The organism is Amycolatopsis sp. FDAARGOS 1241, assembly GCF_016889705.1.
GTDB lineage: Bacteria > Actinomycetota > Actinomycetes > Mycobacteriales > Pseudonocardiaceae > Amycolatopsis.
This window is the reverse complement of sequence record NZ_CP069526.1, coordinates 9711794-9732007: the sequence shown is the minus strand read 5'-3', so window position 1 is coordinate 9732007 and position 20214 is coordinate 9711794. Positions and strand designations below refer to the sequence as shown.

The 20214-nt window shown below is 72.6% G+C and carries 16 protein-coding genes, 1 tRNA gene and 2 pseudogenes; 9 read left to right on the top strand and 10 right to left on the bottom strand.

From position 1 onward, the window contains the following. The first annotated feature begins 131 nt into the window (after positions 1 to 131). A complete protein-coding gene (locus I6J71_RS47060) occupies positions 132 to 1055 on the top strand; it encodes a serine/threonine dehydratase (protein ID WP_204092772.1) in 924 nt (307 codons plus the stop codon). Here the strand turns inward: I6J71_RS47060 and I6J71_RS47055 are convergent. From I6J71_RS47055 to I6J71_RS47045, 3 genes are all read right to left on the bottom strand, one after another. Next, on the bottom strand, positions 1042 to 2943 hold the full coding sequence (locus tag I6J71_RS47055) for a glycosyltransferase family 39 protein (protein ID WP_204092771.1): 1902 nt from the start codon (positions 2941 to 2943) through the stop codon (positions 1042 to 1044). The genes I6J71_RS47060 and I6J71_RS47055 overlap by 14 nt on opposite strands. Positions 2944 to 3009: 66 nt before the next feature. Next, on the bottom strand, positions 3010 to 4533 hold the full coding sequence (locus I6J71_RS47050) for a cell wall metabolism sensor histidine kinase WalK (RefSeq protein WP_204092770.1): 1524 nt from the start codon (positions 4531 to 4533) through the stop codon (positions 3010 to 3012). Beyond that, on the bottom strand, positions 4511 to 5260 hold the full coding sequence (locus I6J71_RS47045; protein ID WP_304503260.1) for a response regulator transcription factor: 750 nt from the start codon (positions 5258 to 5260) through the stop codon (positions 4511 to 4513). The genes I6J71_RS47050 and I6J71_RS47045 overlap by 23 nt, the downstream gene beginning before the upstream one ends. Positions 5261 to 5433: 173 nt before the next feature. Here I6J71_RS47045 and I6J71_RS47040 point away from each other — a divergent pair, with 173 nt between their 5' ends. The 3 genes and pseudogenes from I6J71_RS47040 to I6J71_RS47030 all read left to right on the top strand — a co-directional run bounded on the left by I6J71_RS47040 (position 5434) and on the right by I6J71_RS47030 (position 7238). Then, positions 5434 to 6060 (top strand): hypothetical protein, encoded by a 627-nt coding sequence (locus I6J71_RS47040; protein ID WP_204092769.1) that lies wholly within the window; start codon positions 5434 to 5436, stop codon positions 6058 to 6060. A 600-nt stretch (positions 6061 to 6660) separates the two neighbouring features. Then, positions 6661 to 7032: pseudogene (locus I6J71_RS47035) on the top strand (LuxR C-terminal-related transcriptional regulator); the annotation flags it as partial. Further along, entirely contained in the window at positions 7029 to 7238 is a 210-nt protein-coding gene (locus I6J71_RS47030) for a hypothetical protein (RefSeq protein ID WP_204092768.1), read from the top strand. The pseudogene I6J71_RS47035 and the gene I6J71_RS47030, both read left to right, overlap by 4 nt. Before the next feature lies 1 nt (position 7239). Here the strand turns inward: I6J71_RS47030 and I6J71_RS47025 are convergent, their stop codons facing one another. After that, positions 7240 to 7692, bottom strand: a complete 453-nt coding sequence (locus I6J71_RS47025) for a nitroreductase family deazaflavin-dependent oxidoreductase (RefSeq protein ID WP_204092767.1) — start codon at positions 7690 to 7692, stop codon at positions 7240 to 7242. A 125-nt stretch (positions 7693 to 7817) separates the two neighbouring features. Here I6J71_RS47025 and I6J71_RS47020 point away from each other — a divergent pair, with 125 nt between their 5' ends. Both I6J71_RS47020 and I6J71_RS47015 read left to right on the top strand, forming a co-directional pair. After that, on the top strand, positions 7818 to 8495 hold the full coding sequence (locus I6J71_RS47020; protein ID WP_204092766.1) for a TetR/AcrR family transcriptional regulator: 678 nt from the start codon (positions 7818 to 7820) through the stop codon (positions 8493 to 8495). An 81-nt stretch (positions 8496 to 8576) separates the two neighbouring features. Beyond that, positions 8577 to 10097, top strand: coding sequence for a 3-hydroxyacyl-CoA dehydrogenase (locus tag I6J71_RS47015; protein ID WP_204092765.1), 1521 nt, complete (start codon positions 8577 to 8579; stop codon positions 10095 to 10097). Positions 10098 to 10675: 578 nt separating this feature from the next. Here the strand turns inward: I6J71_RS47015 and I6J71_RS47010 are convergent. From I6J71_RS47010 to I6J71_RS47000, 3 genes are all read right to left on the bottom strand, one after another. Further along, positions 10676 to 11107, bottom strand: coding sequence for a cupin domain-containing protein (locus I6J71_RS47010; protein WP_239154317.1), 432 nt, complete (start codon positions 11105 to 11107; stop codon positions 10676 to 10678). Between the two features lie 168 nt (positions 11108 to 11275). Next, on the bottom strand, positions 11276 to 14257 hold the full coding sequence (locus tag I6J71_RS47005; protein WP_204092764.1) for a PQQ-dependent sugar dehydrogenase: 2982 nt from the start codon (positions 14255 to 14257) through the stop codon (positions 11276 to 11278). Between the two features lie 179 nt (positions 14258 to 14436). Then, entirely contained in the window at positions 14437 to 15093 is a 657-nt protein-coding gene (locus I6J71_RS47000; protein WP_239154316.1) for a L,D-transpeptidase, read from the bottom strand. A gap of 216 nt (positions 15094 to 15309) precedes the next feature. Between I6J71_RS47000 and I6J71_RS46995 the strand changes: the two genes are divergently transcribed. Beyond that, a complete protein-coding gene (locus tag I6J71_RS46995; RefSeq protein WP_204092762.1) occupies positions 15310 to 15819 on the top strand; it encodes a hypothetical protein in 510 nt (169 codons plus the stop codon). 49 nt (positions 15820 to 15868) lie between these two features. Here the strand turns inward: I6J71_RS46995 and I6J71_RS46990 are convergent, their stop codons facing one another. From I6J71_RS46990 to I6J71_RS49615, 3 genes and pseudogenes are all read right to left on the bottom strand, one after another. Next, positions 15869 to 16759, bottom strand: a complete 891-nt coding sequence (locus tag I6J71_RS46990; protein ID WP_204092761.1) for a serine/threonine-protein kinase — start codon at positions 16757 to 16759, stop codon at positions 15869 to 15871. A 9-nt stretch (positions 16760 to 16768) separates the two neighbouring features. Beyond that, positions 16769 to 18313 (bottom strand): class I SAM-dependent DNA methyltransferase, encoded by a 1545-nt coding sequence (locus tag I6J71_RS46985; protein WP_239155609.1) that lies wholly within the window; start codon positions 18311 to 18313, stop codon positions 16769 to 16771. A 581-nt stretch (positions 18314 to 18894) separates the two neighbouring features. After that, positions 18895 to 19198, bottom strand: a pseudogene (locus I6J71_RS49615) (helix-turn-helix transcriptional regulator); the annotation flags it as partial. A 77-nt stretch (positions 19199 to 19275) separates the two neighbouring features. Here I6J71_RS49615 and I6J71_RS46980 point away from each other — a divergent pair. Beyond that, positions 19276 to 20025: a PP2C family serine/threonine-protein phosphatase gene (locus tag I6J71_RS46980; RefSeq protein WP_204092760.1), complete on the top strand. Its 750-nt coding sequence runs from the start codon at positions 19276 to 19278 to the stop codon at positions 20023 to 20025. Between the two features lie 47 nt (positions 20026 to 20072). Next, positions 20073 to 20157: transfer RNA gene (locus I6J71_RS46975), tRNA-Ser, on the top strand. Positions 20158 to 20214 lie beyond the last annotated feature (57 nt).

Sequence of the window (20214 nt, the reverse complement as noted above, 5' to 3'; positions counted from 1 at the left end):
AACCCAACACGAACAGTGAGACCCGTACCGTTGTGCACGAGGTTGGCCGGCCCCTGGCTCTTCCGCGCGAGAGCTTAGCGACTGGCACAAGATCCCGACAACGCTCCAAGACCGCGTGTCCCCGGACGAAGATGGACGGCATGAGCACACCACCGCGCACCCCGAAGCCCGCCGACGTGGCCGCGGCCGCGAACCGCATCCGGCCACACGTTCGGAGGACGCCGCAGCTACGGACCGAAATCGACGGTCGCCCCGTGGTGCTCAAACTCGAGCACCTCCAGCGCAGCGGCTCGTTCAAGCTCCGCGGCGCGGTCAACGCGCTGCTCGCCGGCCCGGCCCCGCGGCGGGTCGTCACGGCGTCCGGCGGCAACCACGGGCTCGGCGTCGCCACGGCCGCGCACGCGCTCGGCCTGCCCGCGGTCGTGTACGTGCCCGAGTCCGTGCCGGAGGCGAAGGCGGCGGGCATCGAGGCTGCGGGCGCGAAGCTGATCCGCCACGGCGCGACCTACGCGGAAGCGGCGGCCGCGGCACTGGCCGTCGGCGACGAACCGGGCACGCGTTACCTCTCCGCGTATGACGACCCCGACGTCGTGGCCGGCCAGGGCACGGTCACCGCGGAGATCGTCCAGGACGACCCGGACGTCGACGCCGTGGTGGTCGCCGTCGGCGGCGGCGGGCTCGCCGCGGGCGCCACGCTCGCGGCCGGCGGGCGGCGCGTGTTCGCCGTCGAGCCCGAGAACTGCCAGGCCTTCCACGCCGCGCTCGAGGCCGGGCAACCGGTGGACGTCGACCTCGACTCGGTCGCCGCGTCGGCGCTCGGCGCGACCCGCGTCGGCGAGGTGCCCTTCCGGATCCTGTCCGCCCCGAACGTCACGTCCGTGCTGGTCAGCGACGCCGAGCTGCTCGCCGCGCGCGACCGGCTGTGGGCCGAGTTCCGGCTGGCCGTGGAGCCGGCCGCGGCCGTCCCGCTCGCGGCGTGGCTCGCCGGGCGCGTGCCGGCCGCGCGGCCCTGTTTCGTCCTCTGTGGAGCGAACACCACAGTCACTTTCGCGTGAGGTCGTAGACGGTCGTCCCGCCGACGGTGGTCGCCGGGAAGTGCTGCTCGACCCAGGTGGTGATCTGCCCGGCCGTGCCGCGGAGCTCGGCGAAGCCGCCGCGGCCGCCCGCGACGAAGTAGTGGATCTCGCCGGCGCTCACGTACTGCTGGAACTGCGCGAGCGTCGGCGCCGGGTCGCTGCCGCTGAACCCGCCGATGGCCATGACCGGCTTGCCGCTTCCGAGCGCGAGCCCGGCGGACTGCATGGCGCCGGTCTGCGCGGCGGCCCACTTCGTGGTGGTCGCCTGGAGCAGGCCGTCCAGATCCATTGTGGATGCTGCGTTGCCTCCGAACCCGCCGAACCCGCCGCGCTGACTGGCCGGACCCGATGACGGCTGGCCGCCCGCGTGCGCCGACGCGGCCGTGACGATCGTGAACGACGCCGTGCCCAGCAGAGCCGCGACCAGCGCGAAGACGGCCACGACCGGGGCCGCGCCCCGCAGCGCGTCGGCGCTGAAGAGCAGCGCCGCCGTGCCGATCGCCCCCAGCGCGAGCACGAGGTAGCGCAGCCACGGCTGCCACTCGGGTGTGCGGGAGAGCAGGATGAACGCCCAGACGGCCGTGGCCGCGAGCATCAGCGAGAGTACCGCGCGCGGGCCGAAGTGCGCCCGGCCGCGCCAGAGCTCGCGGGTCGCGATGCCGAGCGTCGCGGCGATGCCGGGTGCCAGCGCCACCGTGTAGTACGGGTGGATGATCCCGCTCATGTAGCTGAAGACCACCACCGTCACCACGGTCCACCCGCCCCACAGCAGCAGGGCCGCGCGCGTGCGGTCGGTGCGCGGCGCGCGGCGGGTGAACCACAGCCCGGCGATGAGCCCGATCAGCGCGGCGGGCAGTAGCCACGATGCCTCGTCACCGAACTGCTCGGTGAACAGCCGCGTCAGGCCCGTGCCGCCGCCGAAGCCGCGGAAACCGCCGCCGCCACCGGCGCGCGCGGACAGGTCGAGGCCCGCCGGGAGGTCCGGACGTCCGCCGCCACCGCCGCCAGGGCCGCCACGGCCCTGCCCGAAGATCCGGCCGAGTCCGTTGTAGCCGAAGGCCAGCTGCAGCACGCTGTTGTCCGTCGAGCCGCTGATGTACGGCCGGTCCGCGGCGGGCCAGAGCGCGACGGCGAGCACCCACCAGCCCGCCGACACGACCACCGCGCCCGCGGCGGCGAGCAGCTGCCACACGCGGCGGCCGAGCGACGTCGGCGCCGCCACGGCGTACGCGAGCACGAACGCCGGCAGCACCAGGAACGCCTGCAGCATCTTGTCGAGGAACCCGAACCCGATCGCGACGCCCGCGAGCACCAGCCACTTCGTGCTCGCCGCTTCGAGCGCGCGCACCACGCAGTAGCCGCCGGCGACCAGCAGCAGCACGAGGAACGCGTCGGGGTTGTCGAACCGGAACATCAGCGCGGCGACGGGCGTCAGCGCGAGCACCGCGCCCGCGAGCAGGCCGGCGCCGGGGCCGGACAGCCACCGCACCGCGAGGTACACCAGACCCACGGACGCGACGCCGGCCAGCGCGTCCGGCACGAGCAGGCTCCAGCTGGAGAACCCGAAGAGCCGGCCGGAAAGGCCCATGACCCACAGCGAAAACGGCGGTTTGTCGACCGTGACGATGTTGCCCGGATCCAGTGAACCGAAGAACCACGCCTTCCAGCTCTCCGTGCCGGCTTGCACGGCCATCGCATAGAAGTCGTTGCCCCAGCCTGAAATCGCGACATCCGTCATGTACAACGCGGCGCTCGCGAGGAGGAGCAAAGCGACCGCGGGCCGTACCCACCTCGGTCCCGGGACCGGTGGCGCCTCCTTCACGGGGTCCACAGTGGTCGGTCCGGGCGCGGTGGTGGCACTCGTCATGCCGCTATGCTCACGACGCCGTTTGTGGTCGCGGTGTGCGCTCGCTGTGCGCGGCCTGTGAGGAATTCACGACCGGGTGAGGACCGGGTCCCGGTACTCCGGGAACACCGCGACGAACTCCGTGCGGCCGGGCTCGCTGAGCACCGACACGCGGCCGCGGTGCGCGGCCACGACCGCGGCGACGATCGCCAGGCCCAGGCCCGTGCTGCCGGCGGCGCGGGAGCGCGAGTTGTCGCCGCGGGCGAAGCGTTCGAAGACATCCGGGAGGATCTCCGGCGGGATACCGGGCCCGTCGTCGAGCACCGACAGGCGTGCCCAGCCGTCCTGGATGGACAGTGCGGTGGTCACGGTGGTGCCCGCCGGGGTGTGGGTGCGGGCGTTGCCGAGCAGGTTCAGCACCACCTGGTGCAGCTGGCCGGCGTCGCCGAGCACGCTGATCGGCTCGCCGGGCAGCTCGAGGCGCCACTTGTGTCCGGGGCCGGCGACGTGGGAGTCGGCGACGGCATCGGCCACCAGCCGCGAGAGGTCCACCGGCTCCGGCACGATCGGCCGGCCGGCGTCGAGCCGTGCGAGCAGCAGCAGGTCCTCCACCAGCGTCGTCATGCGCGCCGACTCGGACTCGACGCGGCTCATGGCGAACGCGACGTCGGGTGGCACCTGCGCGCCGCTGCGCCGCGTGAGCTCGGCGTAACCACGGATGGCGGCCAGGGGCGTGCGCAGCTCGTGGCTCGCGTCGGCGACGAACTGGCGCACGCGGCTCTCGCTGGCATGCCGGGCCTTCAGTGCGTTGGCGATGTGGCCCAGCATGCGATTGAGCGCGAACCCGACCTTGCCGACCTCCGTGCGCGGATCGGTGTCCACTTCGGGCACGCGCTCCGACAGCGCGACCTCGCCGCGGTCGAGCTGCAGCTCCGACACCCGCGACGCGGTGGCGGCCAGCCGGTCGAGCGGCGCCATCGTGCGGCGGATCGTGACGGCGCCCGCGACCCCGGCCACGAGGATGCCGCCGAGCGCGACGCCGCCGAAGATGAATCCCAAGCGCCACAACGTGTCCGTGACGTCCGAGAGCGGCAGTCCGACCACGGAGAAGTCGCCGCTCGGCGCGAACGACGCGATCACCCGGTACTCGCCGAGCTCACCGCCGAGGTCGATCGTGCGGCGGTGCCCGTCGGGCGGCAGGCCCAGCAGGAGCTTCTGCTGCGCCGTGCTGATCTGTTCCAGCGGCGGCTTCGCCTTCGACGGCGGCACCGAGCCGAAGTTCAGCACCGCCGCGCGGACCGTGCCGTTGTGGACCTGGATGGCAAGCGTGCCGTCGCCCTGGCCGAGCACGCGCAGCGGGTCGGGCGGCGGTTTGTCGCCGTAGATCCACGGGGGCCGGTCGCCGGAGCGGAACCCGCGGTCGGTCGTCGCGGCGAGGCGCTTGTCGAGCTGGCCGACGAGGAAGTCGTTGAGCGCGAACTCCGTGACCACGCCGACCACCAGGCAGACGAGCGCGAGCAGCGCCGCCAGCTGCACGATCAGCCGGCGGCGCAGCGACCACGGCCGTCGCGCCGGCCGGCGGGTCGGGTCAGCCGGCGGGCTTGAGGACATACCCCGCGCCGCGCATCGTGTGGATCATCGGCTCGCGGTCCGCGTCGATCTTCTTGCGCAAGTAGGAGATGTAGAGCTCGACGATGTTGGCCTGGCCGCCGAAGTCGTAGCTCCACACGCGATCGAGGATCTGGGCCTTCGACAGCACGCGCTTCGGGTTGCGCATGAGGTAGCGCAGCAGCTCGAACTCCGTGGCCGTGAGGGAGACGAGCTCGCCCGCGCGGTGGACCTCGCGGCTGTCCTCGTCGAGCGTCAGGTCGCCGACGACGAGCTGTGAGCCGCTCGCGCCCGTGACGCCGTTGGCGCGCCGCAGCAGCGCGCGCAGCCGGAGCGCGACCTCTTCGAGGCTGAAGGGTTTGGTGACGTAGTCATCGCCGCCTGCGGTGAGCCCGGCGATGCGGTCCTCGACCGCGTCCTTGGCCGTCAGGAACAGCACGGGCAGGTACGGCGCCTCCGACCGCATGCGGCGCAACACCTCGAGGCCGTCGAAGTCGGGCAGCATCACGTCGAGCACCACCGCGTCGGGCCGGAAGTCGCGCGCGACGCGGACGGCCTCCGTGCCGTTGCCCGCGCTGCGCACCTCCCAGCCCTCCATGCGCAGCGCCATGGCGACGAGTTCGGCCAGCGTCGCCTCGTCGTCGACCACGAGCACCCGGACGGCACTGCCGTCGGCGCGGCGCAGCTCGTCCTTGCCCCGACCGGGCGACGTCGCGTTCATACTGCTCATGGTGCCATCCTGCGGCCCGCCTTTCAGCCCGAGCTGTGCGGCTCCTGTGGGTTTCCTGTGCGCCGGCGGTCAGCCGATCGGGGCGGGTGCACAGCGGGATCCCACCACGGACACAGCTCGCGCACAGCGGCGGCGGCGACGCTCGGGTCGTCCGTCAAGACCCGGAGGAAACCATGACGACCGATCCAGCACAGGGCGCCACGTGGGGCGAGCCGACGCCGGGTGCTCCTGCTCCCGCGCCCGGGGCGCCGGGCGCCCCGGCTCCCAAGAAGGGGTGGTCGGGCCGCAAGACGGCGATCGCCGCGGGCGTCGCCGTGGTGATCGCCGTGGGTGGCGGGCTCGCGATCTGGGCGGGGACGAGTTCCAACAACGCGTCGGCGCAGCAGCCGGGCCCGGGCGGTTTCGGCGGGCCCGGCCAGGGCGGCCCGGGCGGCCGCGGCGGCTTCGGCGGCTTCGGCGGCGCGGCCGCCCTGCGCGACGCCCTGCACGGGGACTTCGTCGTGAGCGACCCCAACGGCGGCTACGTCACCGAGCGACTGCAGACCGGCGCCATCACGGAGATCAGCGCCACATCCGTCACGCTCACCAGCAAGGACGGCTACAAGCAGACCTACACGCTCGACGCATCCACCCAGAAGTCCGCCACCACCCCGAAGACCGGCGACAACGTCACGGTCATCGCGAAGGTCAACGGCACCACCGCCACCGCCACCTCCCTCGAATCCGCCGCCACCACCCCCCGCGGCGGCCAGTTCGGGACCGGCCAGCCCGGCCAGGGCCACCGCCGCTACGGCAACTGACCCGGCTCGCCTCCGACACTGCCGACGACGCCGGCGTCGACGTCGCCGGCTCCCACCCGCGATCGGGAGCCGGCGACGTCGCCTCCGGGGGGCGACTCTTGGGGCGCGAGTGGTCCCGTCGGCGTGCGGGTCGGTGCGAGTGGTCCACTCGCGCCGCGGGATCGGCACCACCGCACCACTCGCGCCACCGCCGAGGGGACCTCTCGCACCCGCACAATCCGGCACGAACGGTCCACTCGCACACCGAACCGCGATGCGGCCGGTTCACTCGCGCCGGCGAGCCGGCACTATCGGTCCACTCGAGCAGCACGCTCGGCACGAATGGACCACTCACGCCGCCCGCAACGCAACCAGGCCACTCGCACGCCGCTCCAGGCGAGAAGCCACCCACGCCACAAGACCTGCGCCGCCTGGACCATTCACGCCACTGGTCCGGCGCGAAAGGACCACTCGTATCACCACTCGCGGCGCCCCGGTCGATTCGCGCTGCCAACCACGCGCCAGCAACCCTCCCGCGCCGCTAAGACCGGCGCCACCGGTCCAGCCGCGTCACCAGCCGCGCGCGAACGGCCCGCTCACAGGCAACCCCGGCACCACAAAGCCAGCGGCTTCCTGCTCAAGAGCCTCGCGCCCGAGGAGCTCGTGGCCGCGATGCGCGTCGCGGCGAGGGGCGACGCGCTGATCGACCCGTCGGTCACCCGCCGGCTGGTCGCCAGCTTCGCGACGAGCCTCGAACCCCGCGCCGCCGAGCCCCCGGAGCTGGCCCGGCTCACCTCCCGCGAACGCGAGGTGCTGCTGATCGCCGACGCGCGCAGCAACGCCGAGATCGCACGCCACTTTCACGTCGGCGAGGAGACAGTGAAGACGCACGTTTCGCGCGTGCTGGCGAAGGTCGGCCTGCCCGACTGCGTGCACGCCGTCGCCTACGCCTATCGCAACGGACTGGTGGCAGCCGAGGAGGAACGCCGGTGAAACGCTGGATCACGCTCGCCGTCGGGGCGGTGCTCGTGCTGGTCGGCGCCGTCTGGGTGCTGCAGGGCGCCGGGGTGATCACCGGCAGTTTCATGACGGGCCAGAAGCTGTGGTTCCTGATCGGGCTGGTCGCGTTCCTCGTCGGCGTCGTGCTCGTGGCGGCGACGACCCGGCGCACGGCCCGGCGCACGCCCCGGCGGAAGTGACTCAGGCCGCCAAGACCTCGAAGACGGGGTAGCCCGGCGCGATCTCGCGCAGCTTCGCCTCCGGCGCCTTCGCGTCCACCCCGTCGAAGAACACCCCCACCTCGAACTTCCAGCGCTTGAGGTACGCGCGCAGCAGCGCCGGCTTCTCGTCGTCGGTCAGCTCGCGGTAGGTGAAGCCCGCCACGCGCTTGCCGACGCGCAGCTCACCCTGGCCGGCGGCGCGCAGGTTGCGCACCCACTGCGTCTCCCCGCGCGGCGCGACCAGGTACTGCCGGCCTTGGAACGGCAGCAGGTTCACCGGCACCTCGCGGATCTCGCCGGTCTTGCGGCCGCGGACCCGCAGCACGCGGCTGCCCAGCACGCTGACGCCCAGCTTCGTGAGCCGCTGAACCAGGTTGTTGAACGCGTTGGTGGCCTTGGCGGGCTTGATGTAGCGGGGCTGTTCGGTGTTCATCGGCTGCCTCCCAGGCTCCGAGAGCGATGCTCTCTGTTGAGATCAGTGAACACCTCTTTGCCCGCAGAGTCAAGAGCGGTGCTCTCCATTTTGTGCAGCGTTCTCAGAAGTGGCACAATGACCCCATGACCGCCACGAGGACCGCCCGCGAACGAGCCCGGGCCGAGCTGACCCAGGAGATCAAGGACGAAGCCCGCCGCCAGCTGGCCGAGGTCGGCGCGCACGGGCTCTCCCTGCGCGCGGTGGCCCGTGAGCTGGGCATGGTGTCCTCGGCGCTCTACCGCTACTTCCCCAGCCGCGACCGCCTGCTCACCGAGCTCGTCATCGACGCGTACGACGCCGTCGGCGAAGCCGCCGAAAAGGCCGACCCGGGCAACGGCGACCCGCGCGTGCGCTGGAGCGAGGTCTGGCACGCGACCCGCGCGTGGGCGAAGGCGCACCCGCACGAGTACGCGCTGATCTACGGCTCGCCGATCCCCGGCTACGAAGCGCCGCGGGACACCGTCGTGCCGGCCGCGCGCGTCGCGCAGGCGCTGGTGAAGGTGCTGCTCGAAGCCGATCCCCACCAGCCGGCGGTGACCGCGCCGATGTCGGCCGAGCTTCGCACGCAGGCCGAAGAACTCGCGGTGGCGCTGGGCGCCACCACACCTCCGGAGATCGTGACGCGCCTGATCGGCGCGTGGACGCAGCTGTTCGGTGCGATCAGCTTCGAGCTGTTCGGGCAGTACGTGGGCAGCGTCGACCCCACCGACGCGTACTTCGAGCACCTGACCGGGCAGATGGCCGACTTCGTGGGGCTGTGAACCAGTCGTCCGGACAGGGCCGGTCCGGACGGTGAGACGGTACGTTCGCCGGTGACGACTTCGCGGGGAAGGTGGTTCGACGTGGCGGGATGGGCCGAGCGGGTCAGCAGGATCCGGGTGGTCGGGACCGGCGTGATGGGGCGCGGGATCGCGCAGCTGGCGGCGACCGGGGGTGTCACGGTGGAGCTGGCGGACCTCGACGCCGAGGCCGTGCGCTCTGCGCTCGAACACGTCCACGGCATGCTCGACAAGCTCGTGACCAAGGGCAAGCTCACCGGCGACGCCGGCCGCGCCGCCAAGGAGCGGCTCGTGATGGTCGACTCACCGATCGCGCCGGCGGACGACGTCGACCTGGTGGTCGAGGCCGTGCGCGAGGACCTCGAGGCCAAGCGTGTGCTGTTCGGCAAGCTGGAGCAGCACTGCCGGCCGGGCACGGTGTTCGCGACGAACACGAGCTCGCTGTCGGTCACGGAGATCGCCGCGGGCCTGAGCGACCCGACACGCGTGATCGGGCTGCACTTCTTCAACCCCGTGCCGCTGATGCGCCTGGTCGAGGTGGTGCCGGGTGCCCGCACGGCCGCGTGGCTGCCCGACGAGGCCGCCGCGCTGGTGCGGCGGTGGGGGCACGTGCCGGTGCTGGCCAAGGACGCCCCGGGCTTCCTCGTCAACCACGCCGGGCGCGGCCTGAACACCGAGGCGCTGCAGATCCTGTCCGAATCGCTCGCCGAGCCGGCCGACGTCGACCGCATCGCGCGCGACGTGCTGGGGCTCAAGCTCGGGCCGTTCGAGCTGCTGGACCTCACCGGACTGGATGTGTCGCACGCCGTGCTGGAAAGCATCTGGAGCGGCTTCCACTCCGAGCCGCGGCTGCGTCCGTCGTGGCTCACGCGCCCGCGCGTGGCGGCCGGGCTGTTCGGCCGAAAGAACGGCGAAGGCTTCTACCGCTACGTCGACGGCAAGCAGGAGGTCGCGCCGGAACCCGCTGCGCCGCCCGTGCCCGACACCCCCGTGTACACCGCCGACGAACGCCTCGCCCGCCTCCTGACGGCCGCCCGCGTCCAGATTGTCCCCGACGCGTACCCGGACGCGCTGCTCCTGGTGTCACTCCGGGGGGAGTCCACAGTGGAGGTTGCGGCGCGCCAGGGCCTGCCCGCCGCCCGTGTGGCCGGCGTCGACGCCCTCGGCGGCTACGAAGGACGGCTGACGCTGTCCGTCCACCCTGGACTGGACCCCGCCGCGGGCCGCGCCGCGTGGGGCGCGCTGGCCGCCACGGGCCGCCCGGTGACGATCGTCAAAGACGGCCCCGCGCCCATCGCGCAGCGCCTCCTGGCCTCCATTGTCAACACGGCCTGCTCCATCGCCGCCCAGGGCCTCGCCGGCCCCGCCGACATCGACACGGCCGTCCGGCTCGGGCTCGGCTACCCCCGCGGCCCCCTGGAGTGGGGCGACTTCGTCGGGCCCGAGAAGATCCTCCGCGTCCTCACCGGCCTCGCCGCCACCACGGGCGATCCGCGGTACCGGCCGAGCAGCTGGCTGACGGAGCGCGTGACGCTCGGCCTGCCGCTCACGGCACCGGGCACGTGCCCCGCCGACCTGCTCTGACCGGCAGCCGGCGGGCGGCCGGCTCAGCCGAGCAGCGGCGTCGCGCTCGGCCGACCGCCGGCGGCGCCGGACACAGCCGAGTCGGGGGCGAGCCGGACGGGCGCCGCTCGGACGGCGGCGCATCGGCGTCGCCCGTCCAGCCTGCGGCGTCGCCCCGCGAGCTGGGCGCCCGCAGGAAGGCACGCCGCGCGGTGATCTCACGGGCGTCGGAAGCTGCCGCCCCCAACGCGCACAGTGGCACACGCGTTGCGATCCCACGCAGATTGGCGCGCCGTTCCGAGCCCAGCCACCAGCACTGCGCCGCTCGAAAACGCTTCCGTCGGCGCCGTTGGGCACTTCGGGCTATGACCCGGCCCGGCCGAGCGGCGGGCTGACCGAACACGTCGCGCCGGCCTGCCGCTCGCGGCGCCGGACACGCACCCGGGCGACCTGCTCTGACGGACGGCCGAGCAGCGGCACGACGCCCCGCGTCCCCACCCGGCTGATCGGCGGTGGCGCGGGATGCAACCGGGTCGAGGGGGAGCCGCGCGGACGGCGGGGCATCGGCGTCGCCCGTCCGCGGACACACGCCGGCTCGGTCAGTCGAAGCTGCAGCCCGGGTTCGGCGCGTCGTCCGCCAGCGGCGCGCCGTGGGGCAGCACGTAGAGCACGTCGAGGATCATCGGTGTCGTGCCTTCGTTGCGGCCGACGTGGACGTGGTCGTCGCCGGGTGGTTCGGTGATGCTGTCACCGCGGTGGTAGACGCCGTCGACAGAGCAGTCGGACCGGTAGTGCGTCAGCGTGCCGGAGCGGACCCAGCCGTGGAGCGTGCCCTCGTGGAAGTGCCAGCCGGTGGACCCACCGGCGGCGATGGTGATCTCGCGGAGCACGTAGTCGGTGCCGCCGGCCGTCCACTGGGCCAGCACGGTCGCGCTGACTCCGCGCGCGGGCGTGCCCGACGCGACGGCGGGGGTGAGCAACGTGGTGAGCGTGGCGGCACCGGCGACTGCGGCCAGAGCGAGCTTGCGCACGGAAGACCCCTCTCTTGATCTTCCGCGAAGCTACCGCACCAGCTGCTGTACGAAAGTTCCCGAGTTCATGATCATCGGGGCAGTTCTCATTACGCGGGAAGGCCCAATTCGGCCACAGTGGACACCGAGGGAGCGGGGTACCCCCGCGCCCCGCTCCCTCGGCTCACGTCACCACCGCCGGTCGACCGCGCCGGCCGGCGTCCAGATGATGTACCCGCCCTGGAAGTCGCTGCGGTAACCACTGCCGTACCGGTACTCGTCCGACGTCGGCAGCCCCAGGTAGGACTTCTCCCACCCCAGCGCGGCCCAGCGCTTGCGGATCTCGCCCTTCACGTCGTGCGCGCCCGTCGCAGCGCTCCAGTAGATCGAGGCGCCGCCGGTGAAGTGGTTGTAGCGCCCGATCCCGTTCGGCGTCACGGACTCGTCGGTGGTCGGGTAGCCGAACCCGCGTTCCCAGCCGTACGCCGCCCACTTCTGCTTGATCGCGCCGCCGATCTCGTGCGCACCCGTGCCCGGCGTCCAGTAGATCGAGCTGCCGCCGGTGAAGTGGTTGTAGCGGCCGACGCCGTCGGGCGTGCTCGTCTCGTCCGTGGCCGGGTACCCGAGGCCGCGTTCCCAGCCGTACGCCGCCCACTTCTGCCGGATGGCGCCGCCGATTTCGTGCGCGCCCGTGGCCACGGTGTAGTAGATCGAAGCGCCGCCGGTGAAGTGGTTGTAGCGCCCCGTCCCGTCGGGGGTGCCGGTTTCGTCCGTGGTCGGGTAGCCGATCGCGCGCTCCCACCCCAGCGCCGCCCACTTCGCCCGGATCAGGCCCTGGATCTCGTGCGCGCCCGTGGCCGGCGTCCAGTAGATCGACGCCGCCATCGTGCCGGGCGTGCCCTGCAGGTGGTTGAACCGGCCGACGCCGTCGGGGGTGCGCGTCTCGTCGGTCACCGGCGGCCCGTAGGCCGCGTGGCCGCCGATCGCCAGGTACTCGGCCAGGATCTGCCCGCCGATCTCGTGCACGCCGGTCGCCGCCGACCAGTACAGCCGGCCGTCGGCGTAGCCGCGGTAGTGCACCGGGCCGTCGACGACCTCGGGCCCGGTCGACGCGCCCACCAGCGTCCGCAGCGCGGGTTCCGCGGCGTAGCGCTGGTCGATGGCGCTCGCGTAGTTCGCGGTCAGCGTCAGGTCGTCCGCCGGCACGGTGATCGACCGCGACGAAGCGGCCGGCCCGTCCTGCCAGCCGGTGAACTTCGACGCGCCGTCGCTGCCCACCGGTGCCGCGGTGACGTCGAACGTCGCGCCCTCGGTGACCAGCGCGCTGCTGACGCCGCCCTCGCTCGGGATGCTCAGCGCGGCCGGCTGCGTGCTCACGAGCGTGAGCCGGTGCCGGCGCGGCAACGCGACGTACGTCTTGCTCGCTTGCACGCCCGCGCTGTCGGTGACCGTCGCGGTGAACTCCATTCGCGAGTCGGTGTGGTCGGTGAACGGCACGGAGATCGAGGGGCCGGTCGCGCCGTCGTCCGGGTGCACGTGGCACGTGCCGAGGTCCGGGCAATGCCGGATGAGCGAGGTCCACGTGACGGGCAGCGTGCCGTCCTCGGCGTCGGTCGCCGTGGCCGTGAGCGACACCGGCTCGCCGACGGCGAACGTCGTGTCCGGAGTGGACAGCGTCAGCTCCGGCGTATGGTTGCCGGGCGCGACCGCGATGGTCGTGGTTCCCTTGGCGCCCAACGGGTCCTGCACGGTCAGGGTTGCGGTGAACGACTCACCGGTACCGTACTGGTGGGCGGCGGTCGCACCGGTCGCCGTGGTGCCGTCGCCGAAGTCCCACGTGTAGGTGAGGGCGTCGCCGTCGAAGTCGTAGGAGTCGCCGCCGTCGAAGGAAACCGTGCGCGTCTCGGGGTTCGTCGACGACGTCGCCTTCGCGACCGGAGCGGAGTTGCTGGTGGAATAGCTCAGGCGGCGCAGGCGGCTGCCGTTGAGGTCGGCGAAGACGATGTCCCCGTTCGGCGCCGCCGAGATCCGGGTGACTCCACCGATGTTCGAGAACGGCGGCGGGTTCACCGGCGGCTGCGTGAGCTTGCCCTGCGCGTCGTACTCGAGCGTCCACAGCTTCTCACCCGCGTAGTCACCGAAGAAGTACGCGCCCTGGTAGGCCGCCGGGTACGACGTTCCACTGTAGACAACCCCGCCGGTGATGCTGTTGCCGTTCGCCGGTCCCGTGCCGTGCTCGTGCTCCCACAGCGGCGGCGTGTTCACGACGGTGGCGCAACGCGCGTCGGCCGAGTAACCGGGCGTCGGGTGGTTGCCCTCGAAACACGGCCACGCCAGGTTCGCGCCGGGCTGCACGACGTCGACCTCTTCCCAGAGGTACCAGCCGACGTCGCCGACCACAGGCAGGCCGCTCTTCGGGTCGAGCGAAAAGCGGAACGGGTTGCGGAAGCCGCTCGCGAACACCTTGCTTCGCGTCGAATCCGGCGCCGAGGCGTCGTAGTACGGGTTGCTCGCCACGCCCTTGCCCTCCTGCGTGATGTGCAGGATCTTGCCGTGCGGCGAGTCGAGGTCCTGCGCCGCGAAGGCGACCTCGTTGGTCTTGCCCGCGTCGCCGTTGTCGCCGACGGAGTACCACAGCGTGCCGTCGGGCGCGGGGATCACCGTGTCGAGGCCGTGGATGTAGTACGCGCTGCCCGGCAGGTCGAACAGCACCTTCTCGCCGGTGAGGCCGTCGGGGTGGCCAGCGCCGTCGAAGGTCACGGTGAAGCGGGCGGCGCGCAGCACGTACTTGCCGTCGCCCGTGCTCACGGACCGGTTGAGGTAGACCTGGTGCGACGTCGCGTAGTCCGCTGCGAGAGCGATGCTCGTGAGCCCCATGTCACCCTGCGTCTCGACCGCGAAGGTCGCGATCTTCACCGGCGCGCCCGACCCGTCGGCCGGCACCCAGTTGACGACACCGCTCTTGCCCAGCGCGAGCACGCTGTCGTCGGGGAGCCAGGCGAAGTCGGTGAAGTCGTACGGCGCGAGCCCGGTGGGCGTTTCGCGCAGCACGAACCCGGCGGGCAACACCGGCGCCGCGTCGTCGGCCACCGCGGGAACCGCGGAGACGGGGGCCAGCGCCACGGCCAAGATCGCGGCCGTGACCAGTGAACGGAACTTCTTCCAGGCCATCAAGGCCCCCTCTCGTGAGCGACCGGATATCGCGCGGAAAAGCGGCGCCGTTACCTCATCCGGGTGCTGTGGGAGAAGTTCGGCCCAAACCGTGATCAAGCGGCAGTCACCAGCGCGGGCGCGAAAAGGAAGCGGGGGCACCGGTTCTCCGGCACCCCCGCTTCGCGATCACCCTCGCGTCAGGGCACGACCTGCACGACGTCGCCGACGTGGAGGGTGTTGAAGAACTTCAGCGACGACGTCGCCGACAGGTGCACGCAGCCGTGCGAGTACGTCTTCAGGCTGCCGGTGTGGAAGGCGTCACCTGGGTAGAAGAAGACGGAGTTCGGCATCTCGGCGTTGTCGAACTCGTGGCTGTAGTGCATCTTCTCCTTGCTGGTGACGCTGAAGGTGCCCGTCGGCGTCGGGTTGCCCTTGCGCCCCGGCAGCATCGAGACGGGGCCGTAGATCACCTTGCCGTCCCGCAGCAGCCACGCCTTGTGCGCGGAGATGTCCACGCAGGCGGCGGTGCCGGACGCGGCGACGGCCTTCGCGCACGGCACGGTGGCCGACGTGGTCTTCGCCTTGGGCTTGCTGGTGGTCGTCGGCTTCGTGCTCGTCGGCTTGGGCGTCGACGTCGAGGTGGCCGGCGACGACGTGGTCGTCGGAGCCGCCGCGGTCGTGGCGGGGGCACTGCTCGACGTGGCCGTCGCCGGGACCTCGGCCCCCGCGGCCACGGCGCCACCGCCGGTCACCGATCCGGGGGCGGGCGAACCGCCGGAGCACGCGGCCAGCAGGAACGCGCCGGAGGCCGCCACCGCGGCCACCGAGAGCCGGCTCACGAGAAGCCTCTTCACGATCAGGTACCCCCAGCGAATTCGGTCGGGTCGAACGGTCACCGGCATAGACGAGCGGCCCCCGGGGGTGGTTGCGAGCCGAAGGTCACGATTCGGGTGGAGCGTGTTCCTCCACCCCCGGGTGGAGGACGGGATCCACCCGGAACCCGTCCGGGAGCCGACGAGATCGCGGGCGAAACCGGCGAGTCTGGAGAAACCACCGAACGAGGAGTCCCGATGAACTTCGGCCCGCTGACCATCGTCGTCTACGTCGCTCTCGCCGCCCTGGTCCTGTACCGGGTCGTCTACAAGCAGCTGCGCGGCACAATGCTGAGCCGCAAGTCGCTCGTGACGCTGCCGCTCGTGCTGACCGCGATCGGCGTGGTGACCATCGTCGACGCGCTGCCGAAGGCGAGCACCGGCGAGCTGGCACTGCTCGGCGCCGACATCGCGGTGCTGGTCGTGCTGGGCCTGGGCCGCAGCGCGAGCACCACCCTCACGCGGCAGGGCAACACCACGTTCCAGAAGGGCTCGGCACTCACCCTCGTGCTGTGGCTCGCGACGATCGGCGCCCGCGTCGGCTTCGGCTTCCTCGGCGGCTATCTGGGCATCGACGACAGCCTGACCTCGGCGTCGATCATGCTGACGCTCGGCCTGAGCATCGGCATCCAGAACGCGCTCACCTACTACCGGATCGAGCAGCGCGGCCTGCCGCTCGCCGAGCAGAGCCGGCCGGTGCGCGCCTGACCGGTTTCCCCGCTCGTCCTCCCGGTCCGCACGGACCGGGAGGATTTCGTCATCCCGGGACCTGTCCGACGACGCGGGCGTACATCCGCGCCGGACTCGGGACCGGCGACGGGTGGAGGAACCCGGGCAACGGGGGCAGGTCGCGGACGAAGGGGCACAGCCGATCGTAGAGCACGTCGGCGCCGGCCGGGCGGGCCGCCGGGTCCTTCGCGAGCGTGGCGGCGAGCACGGCGTTCAGCGCGGCCGGCACCCCGAACACGGCGGGTGGCGCCTCCTTCACCTGCTTGTCGAACACGGCGTACGCGGTGGGACCGGTGAACAGCTGACGGCCGGTGAGCATCTCGTGCAGCGCGCACCCCAGGGCGTACAGATCGCTTCGCGGCTCCGACTGGCCGCGTTGGATCTGCTCCGGCGCCATGTACGACGGGGTGCCGAGCAGCTGACCGGCGCGGGTGAAGCGCGCGACGTCGGCTTCGCGCAGCACGGCGAGGCCGAAGTCCATCACCTTGACGCTGCCGTCGGGGCACAGCATGAGATTGGCGGGTTTGAGGTCGCGGTGACAGATGGCGCGGGCGTGGGCCGCGGCGAGCACGGCCGCCGTCTGGGCCGCGATCGCCGCCGCCCACGGCACGGGCAGCGGCCCGTGCTCGGCGAGCAGGTCGGCGACGGTGACCCCCTCGACGAACTGCATGACCTGGAACAACCGGTCGTCGTGGGTGCCGAAGTCGTACAGCGTCGGCACACCGGCGTGGTCGAGTGTCGCGAGGATGCGGGCTTCGCGGGCGAAGCGCTCTTCGAGCTCTTCGTCACGGCCGGGCAGCCGCAGCAGCTTGAGCGCGACGCGGCGGCCGAGGTGCCGGTCGTGCCCACGGTGCACCGCGCCCATGCCGCCGCGGCCCAGCGGCAGCTCGTCGACCTCGTAGCGATCGGCGATGAGCATGGGTTCCCTTCAGGCGCCGGGCCGGAGCCGTCCTTCGGCGAGCGCGGCAAAGCCTAGCCGGACCAGGTCACGGCCGATTTCGGCCGTCTGCCGCAGGGCCCGGTCGAACTCCGCGAGAGCGGTGAAAGCGGCGCCGTAGGCACGTTGTTCGGCCAGCGGGTAGCGCGGCACCTTCAGCCGGCGCGCGTCGATGCGGGTCGACGCCGAGTGCACCGGGAAGTCGGCGGCGCGCAGGCAGCCGGCGAAGAACTCGGCGTCGAGGCGGGCGGGATCCACGCGGTAGAGCGAAAGTGCGGGACCGAGGCGGACTGGTGGTCCACTGTGGACCATGACGGCGCCGGTGACGGAGGCGATGACGTCGCCTGCTTCGGCGATCACCGCCGCGTCGTCGGGCGCGGCGCGCCCCGTGGGTGGACCACCGGCGAGGACATCGTCGGGGGTGAGGACGGGTTCGTCGCCCCCGGCGGTGCGCGCGGGCGCGTGGTGGATCTCGAGCGCACCGGCCTTCACGAGCTCGCCGACGGTGGTGTGCGCGGGTTCCTCCCCGGTGGGTTCGAGCGGCGGGAGGTCGAGGCTCACGCTGCCGAAAAGCCGTTGTGCGGCCAGGAAAGCCTGGCCGGGGTCCTCGCGCGCGGTGCGGCGCTGGGCGGGGGTGAGGTCGACGTCGTCGTCGAGGAGGTCGATGATCCGCTCGCCGGCGCCGGTTTCGACGTGCTCGCGCCAGAGCTCTTCCACGGCGTCCACCGTGGACTCGGCGAGCAGGACGGTGGCGGGTGGCCGGGCGCCCGGCCCGGGTCTGGTGAGCAGCCACAGGTCGGCGCCGGGGGCGAGGGTGAGGACGGCGCGCAGGGCGCCGGCGCGCAGGAGGTTCGCGCGGATGCGCTTGCCGCTGCGGCGCCCGGCGGCCGCGCCGGGCATGAGGATCGCGACGGTACCGCCGGGTTTGGCGTGCGCCAGGCAGTGCTGCACCCACGCGAGCTCCGATTCACCGCGCGGCGGCAGGCCGTACACCCAGCGCGCGTCCCCGACGAGCTCTTCGTGGCCCCAGGCGCGCGCGTTGAACGGCGGGTCGCAGAGGACGACGTCGGCCTGCTGACCGGCGAACGCGTCTTCGCGCAGGGAATCACCGGCGTGGACTTCGGTGTCCGCGCCGGTCAGCCGCAGCCGCAGCGCGGCGATGCGGGCCGTGGTGAGGTCGCTGTCCTGGCCCTGCGCGCGGACCGCTCCGCTGGCGAGCAGGAGCGAACCGAAGCCACACGCGGGGTCGAGCACGGTGGTCCCCTTCGCACCGGTGAGGCTGACCATCAGGCGGGCGTACGCGGGGGCCGTGGGCGAGACCCGGCGGGAGTGGGCTTCGAAGTAGCGCTCGCAGAGCTGCTCGAACACGGTGGCGGCGCCGTCGAGTGCGGCCGCTTCGGCCAGAAACGTCCGCAGCTCGGCGTCGTCGGCCAGCGCCGCGGTGGCCCGCACGAACACCCCGGCGGCACCGCCCACCGGCGTGCGGCCGTCGCCGTAGTCTCCTGGGTGGTCACCGTCGACGCCGCGGCCCTCCACCCCGCGGCCGCCGCTGACGGCGCCACCGCCGGCCGTGTTGCCACCCGCGCCGCGGCCACCAGCGGCGGCGCCCGCACGGCCATCACCAACGCGCCCACCGGCGAGGTCCACACCACTGTCAGGACGGCCACGCTCGCCGCGACCGTCGACAGCAGCGCCGCGGCCTGCCTTGTCGCCACCCGCGCCGCGGCCACCAGCGGCGGCGCCCGCACGGCCATCACCAGCACGCCCACCGGCGAAGTCCACACCACCGGCAGCGCTGCCACGCTCGCCGCGACCGTCGACAGCGCCGCCGTCAGCGAGGTCTGCACCACCGGCACGACCGCCACCCGAACCGCGGCCACCGCTGACGGTGCCACCGCCGGCGTTGTCGCCGTCCGCGCCGCGGCCACCAGCAGCGGCACCCGTACGGCCATCACCAGCACGCCCACCGGCGAGATCCGCACCACCGGCAGCGCTGCCCGCCACACCGCGGCGTGCGTTGTCGCCGTCCGGGCCATGGCCGCCGGCGGCGACGCCGTCGCCGAAGCACACCTCGCCGGCTACGCTGCGACCCGCGTTGACATCCGGGCCACGGCCATCGCCGGCCGCGGCGAGGCGTTCCAGGTACTCGCCGGCGGCGGCGACGCGTTCGCCCAGTTCCAGGTCGTCGCCGAGGGCGCGCAGGCGCTGCCACGCGCGGTCGACCGGAGCGAGCTCGACGGGCCGGCCGCGGCTGCTGAGCCACTCCTGTACCTCAGGCAGGGAGAACAGCGGGCTGGACGCCGTGCCGCCGACGGGCCGTGGGAAGTCGCCGTGGCGGCGGCGCCAGTTGCTCACCGCGGCGCGGCGCACCCCCGCGAGCCGGGCGATGTCGGCGGCGTTGACCGTCGCGGAGTCGTCCATGGTCAGCACGATAGCTGATGCCTGGGGTTTCCATCGTTTTGCTTGTTAACTCAGTCAACCAATGGTTTCATGGTGACATGGTCACCAACCAGACCCGGTTCACCCTGCGGTACGCCGCGGGCTCCGACACCGGGCGACGACGCTCGATCAACGAGGATTCCGTCTACGCCAGCGGGCGGCTGCTCGCCGTCGCCGACGGTATCGGTGGTCAGCCCCACGGGGAAGTGGCCAGTGCCACGGCGGTCGGCGTGCTCGCAAGCCTCGACTCGGAACTGCGCTCGCTCGACCTCGCGTCGCTCGACCTGCAGGCCACCCTCGCCGACGGCGTCCGCCGCATCGGCGAGCGCCTCGCCGAGGTCGCCGAGCAGGACCCGGCCACGCACGGCATGGGGACCACGCTCACCACCCTGCTCTTCGACGGCGTCCGCTTCGCCGCCGCCCACATCGGCGACTCCCGCGGCTACCTCCTGCGCGCCGGTGAGCTCCACCGCATCACGCGTGACCACACCCTCGTGCAGGCCCTCGTCGAAGACGGCCGCATCTCGCAGGCCGACGCCGTCGACCACCCGCGCCGCTCACTGCTCATGAAGGCACTGCAGAGCACCGGCTCGGGCGAGCCCGACGTCTGGGAGTTCACCCCCGCCGCCGGCGACCGCATCTTGCTCTGCTCCGACGGCCTCACCGCCGGCGCCGCTGAACCCGCCATCGCCGAGGTGCTCGCCACCGGCACCCCCGAGGAAACCGTCCCGGCCCTGATCACCCTCGCCAACGACGGCGGCGGGCCCGACAACATCACCATCGTGGTCGCCGACGTCCTCCCCACCTGACGGACCACCTGCGAAGCCGCCCCACCCCATCCGGTATTCTTCCCTACGGAGGATTGGCCGAGCGGCCTAAGGCGCACGCTTGGAAAGCGTGTTGGGTTCACGCCCTCGCAGGTTCGAATCCTGTATCCTCCGCCGCAGTATCAGGCGAAACGCCGGGTGGCCACTTCGGATCACCCGGCGTTTTCCGTT

What these genes read in the sequence shown, in the direction of transcription:
- I6J71_RS47060 (WP_204092772.1), top strand. Translation starts at nt 132, where the DNA reads ATGGACGGCATGAGCACACCACCGCGCACCCCGAAGCCCGCCGACGTG.
- I6J71_RS47055 (WP_204092771.1), bottom strand. Translation starts at nt 2,943, where the DNA reads ATGACGAGTGCCACCACCGCGCCCGGACCGACCACTGTGGACCCCGTG.
- I6J71_RS47050 (WP_204092770.1), bottom strand. Translation starts at nt 4,533, where the DNA reads ATGTCCTCAAGCCCGCCGGCTGACCCGACCCGCCGGCCGGCGCGACGG.
- I6J71_RS47045 (WP_304503260.1), bottom strand. Translation starts at nt 5,260, where the DNA reads ATGAGCAGTATGAACGCGACGTCGCCCGGTCGGGGCAAGGACGAGCTG.
- I6J71_RS47040 (WP_204092769.1), top strand. Translation starts at nt 5,434, where the DNA reads ATGACGACCGATCCAGCACAGGGCGCCACGTGGGGCGAGCCGACGCCG.
- I6J71_RS47025 (WP_204092767.1), bottom strand. Translation starts at nt 7,692, where the DNA reads ATGAACACCGAACAGCCCCGCTACATCAAGCCCGCCAAGGCCACCAAC.
- I6J71_RS47020 (WP_204092766.1), top strand. Translation starts at nt 7,818, where the DNA reads ATGACCGCCACGAGGACCGCCCGCGAACGAGCCCGGGCCGAGCTGACC.
- I6J71_RS47005 (WP_204092764.1), bottom strand. Translation starts at nt 14,257, where the DNA reads ATGGCCTGGAAGAAGTTCCGTTCACTGGTCACGGCCGCGATCTTGGCC.
- I6J71_RS46995 (WP_204092762.1), top strand. Translation starts at nt 15,310, where the DNA reads ATGAACTTCGGCCCGCTGACCATCGTCGTCTACGTCGCTCTCGCCGCC.
- I6J71_RS46990 (WP_204092761.1), bottom strand. Translation starts at nt 16,759, where the DNA reads ATGCTCATCGCCGATCGCTACGAGGTCGACGAGCTGCCGCTGGGCCGC.
- I6J71_RS46980 (WP_204092760.1), top strand. Translation starts at nt 19,276, where the DNA reads ATGGTCACCAACCAGACCCGGTTCACCCTGCGGTACGCCGCGGGCTCC.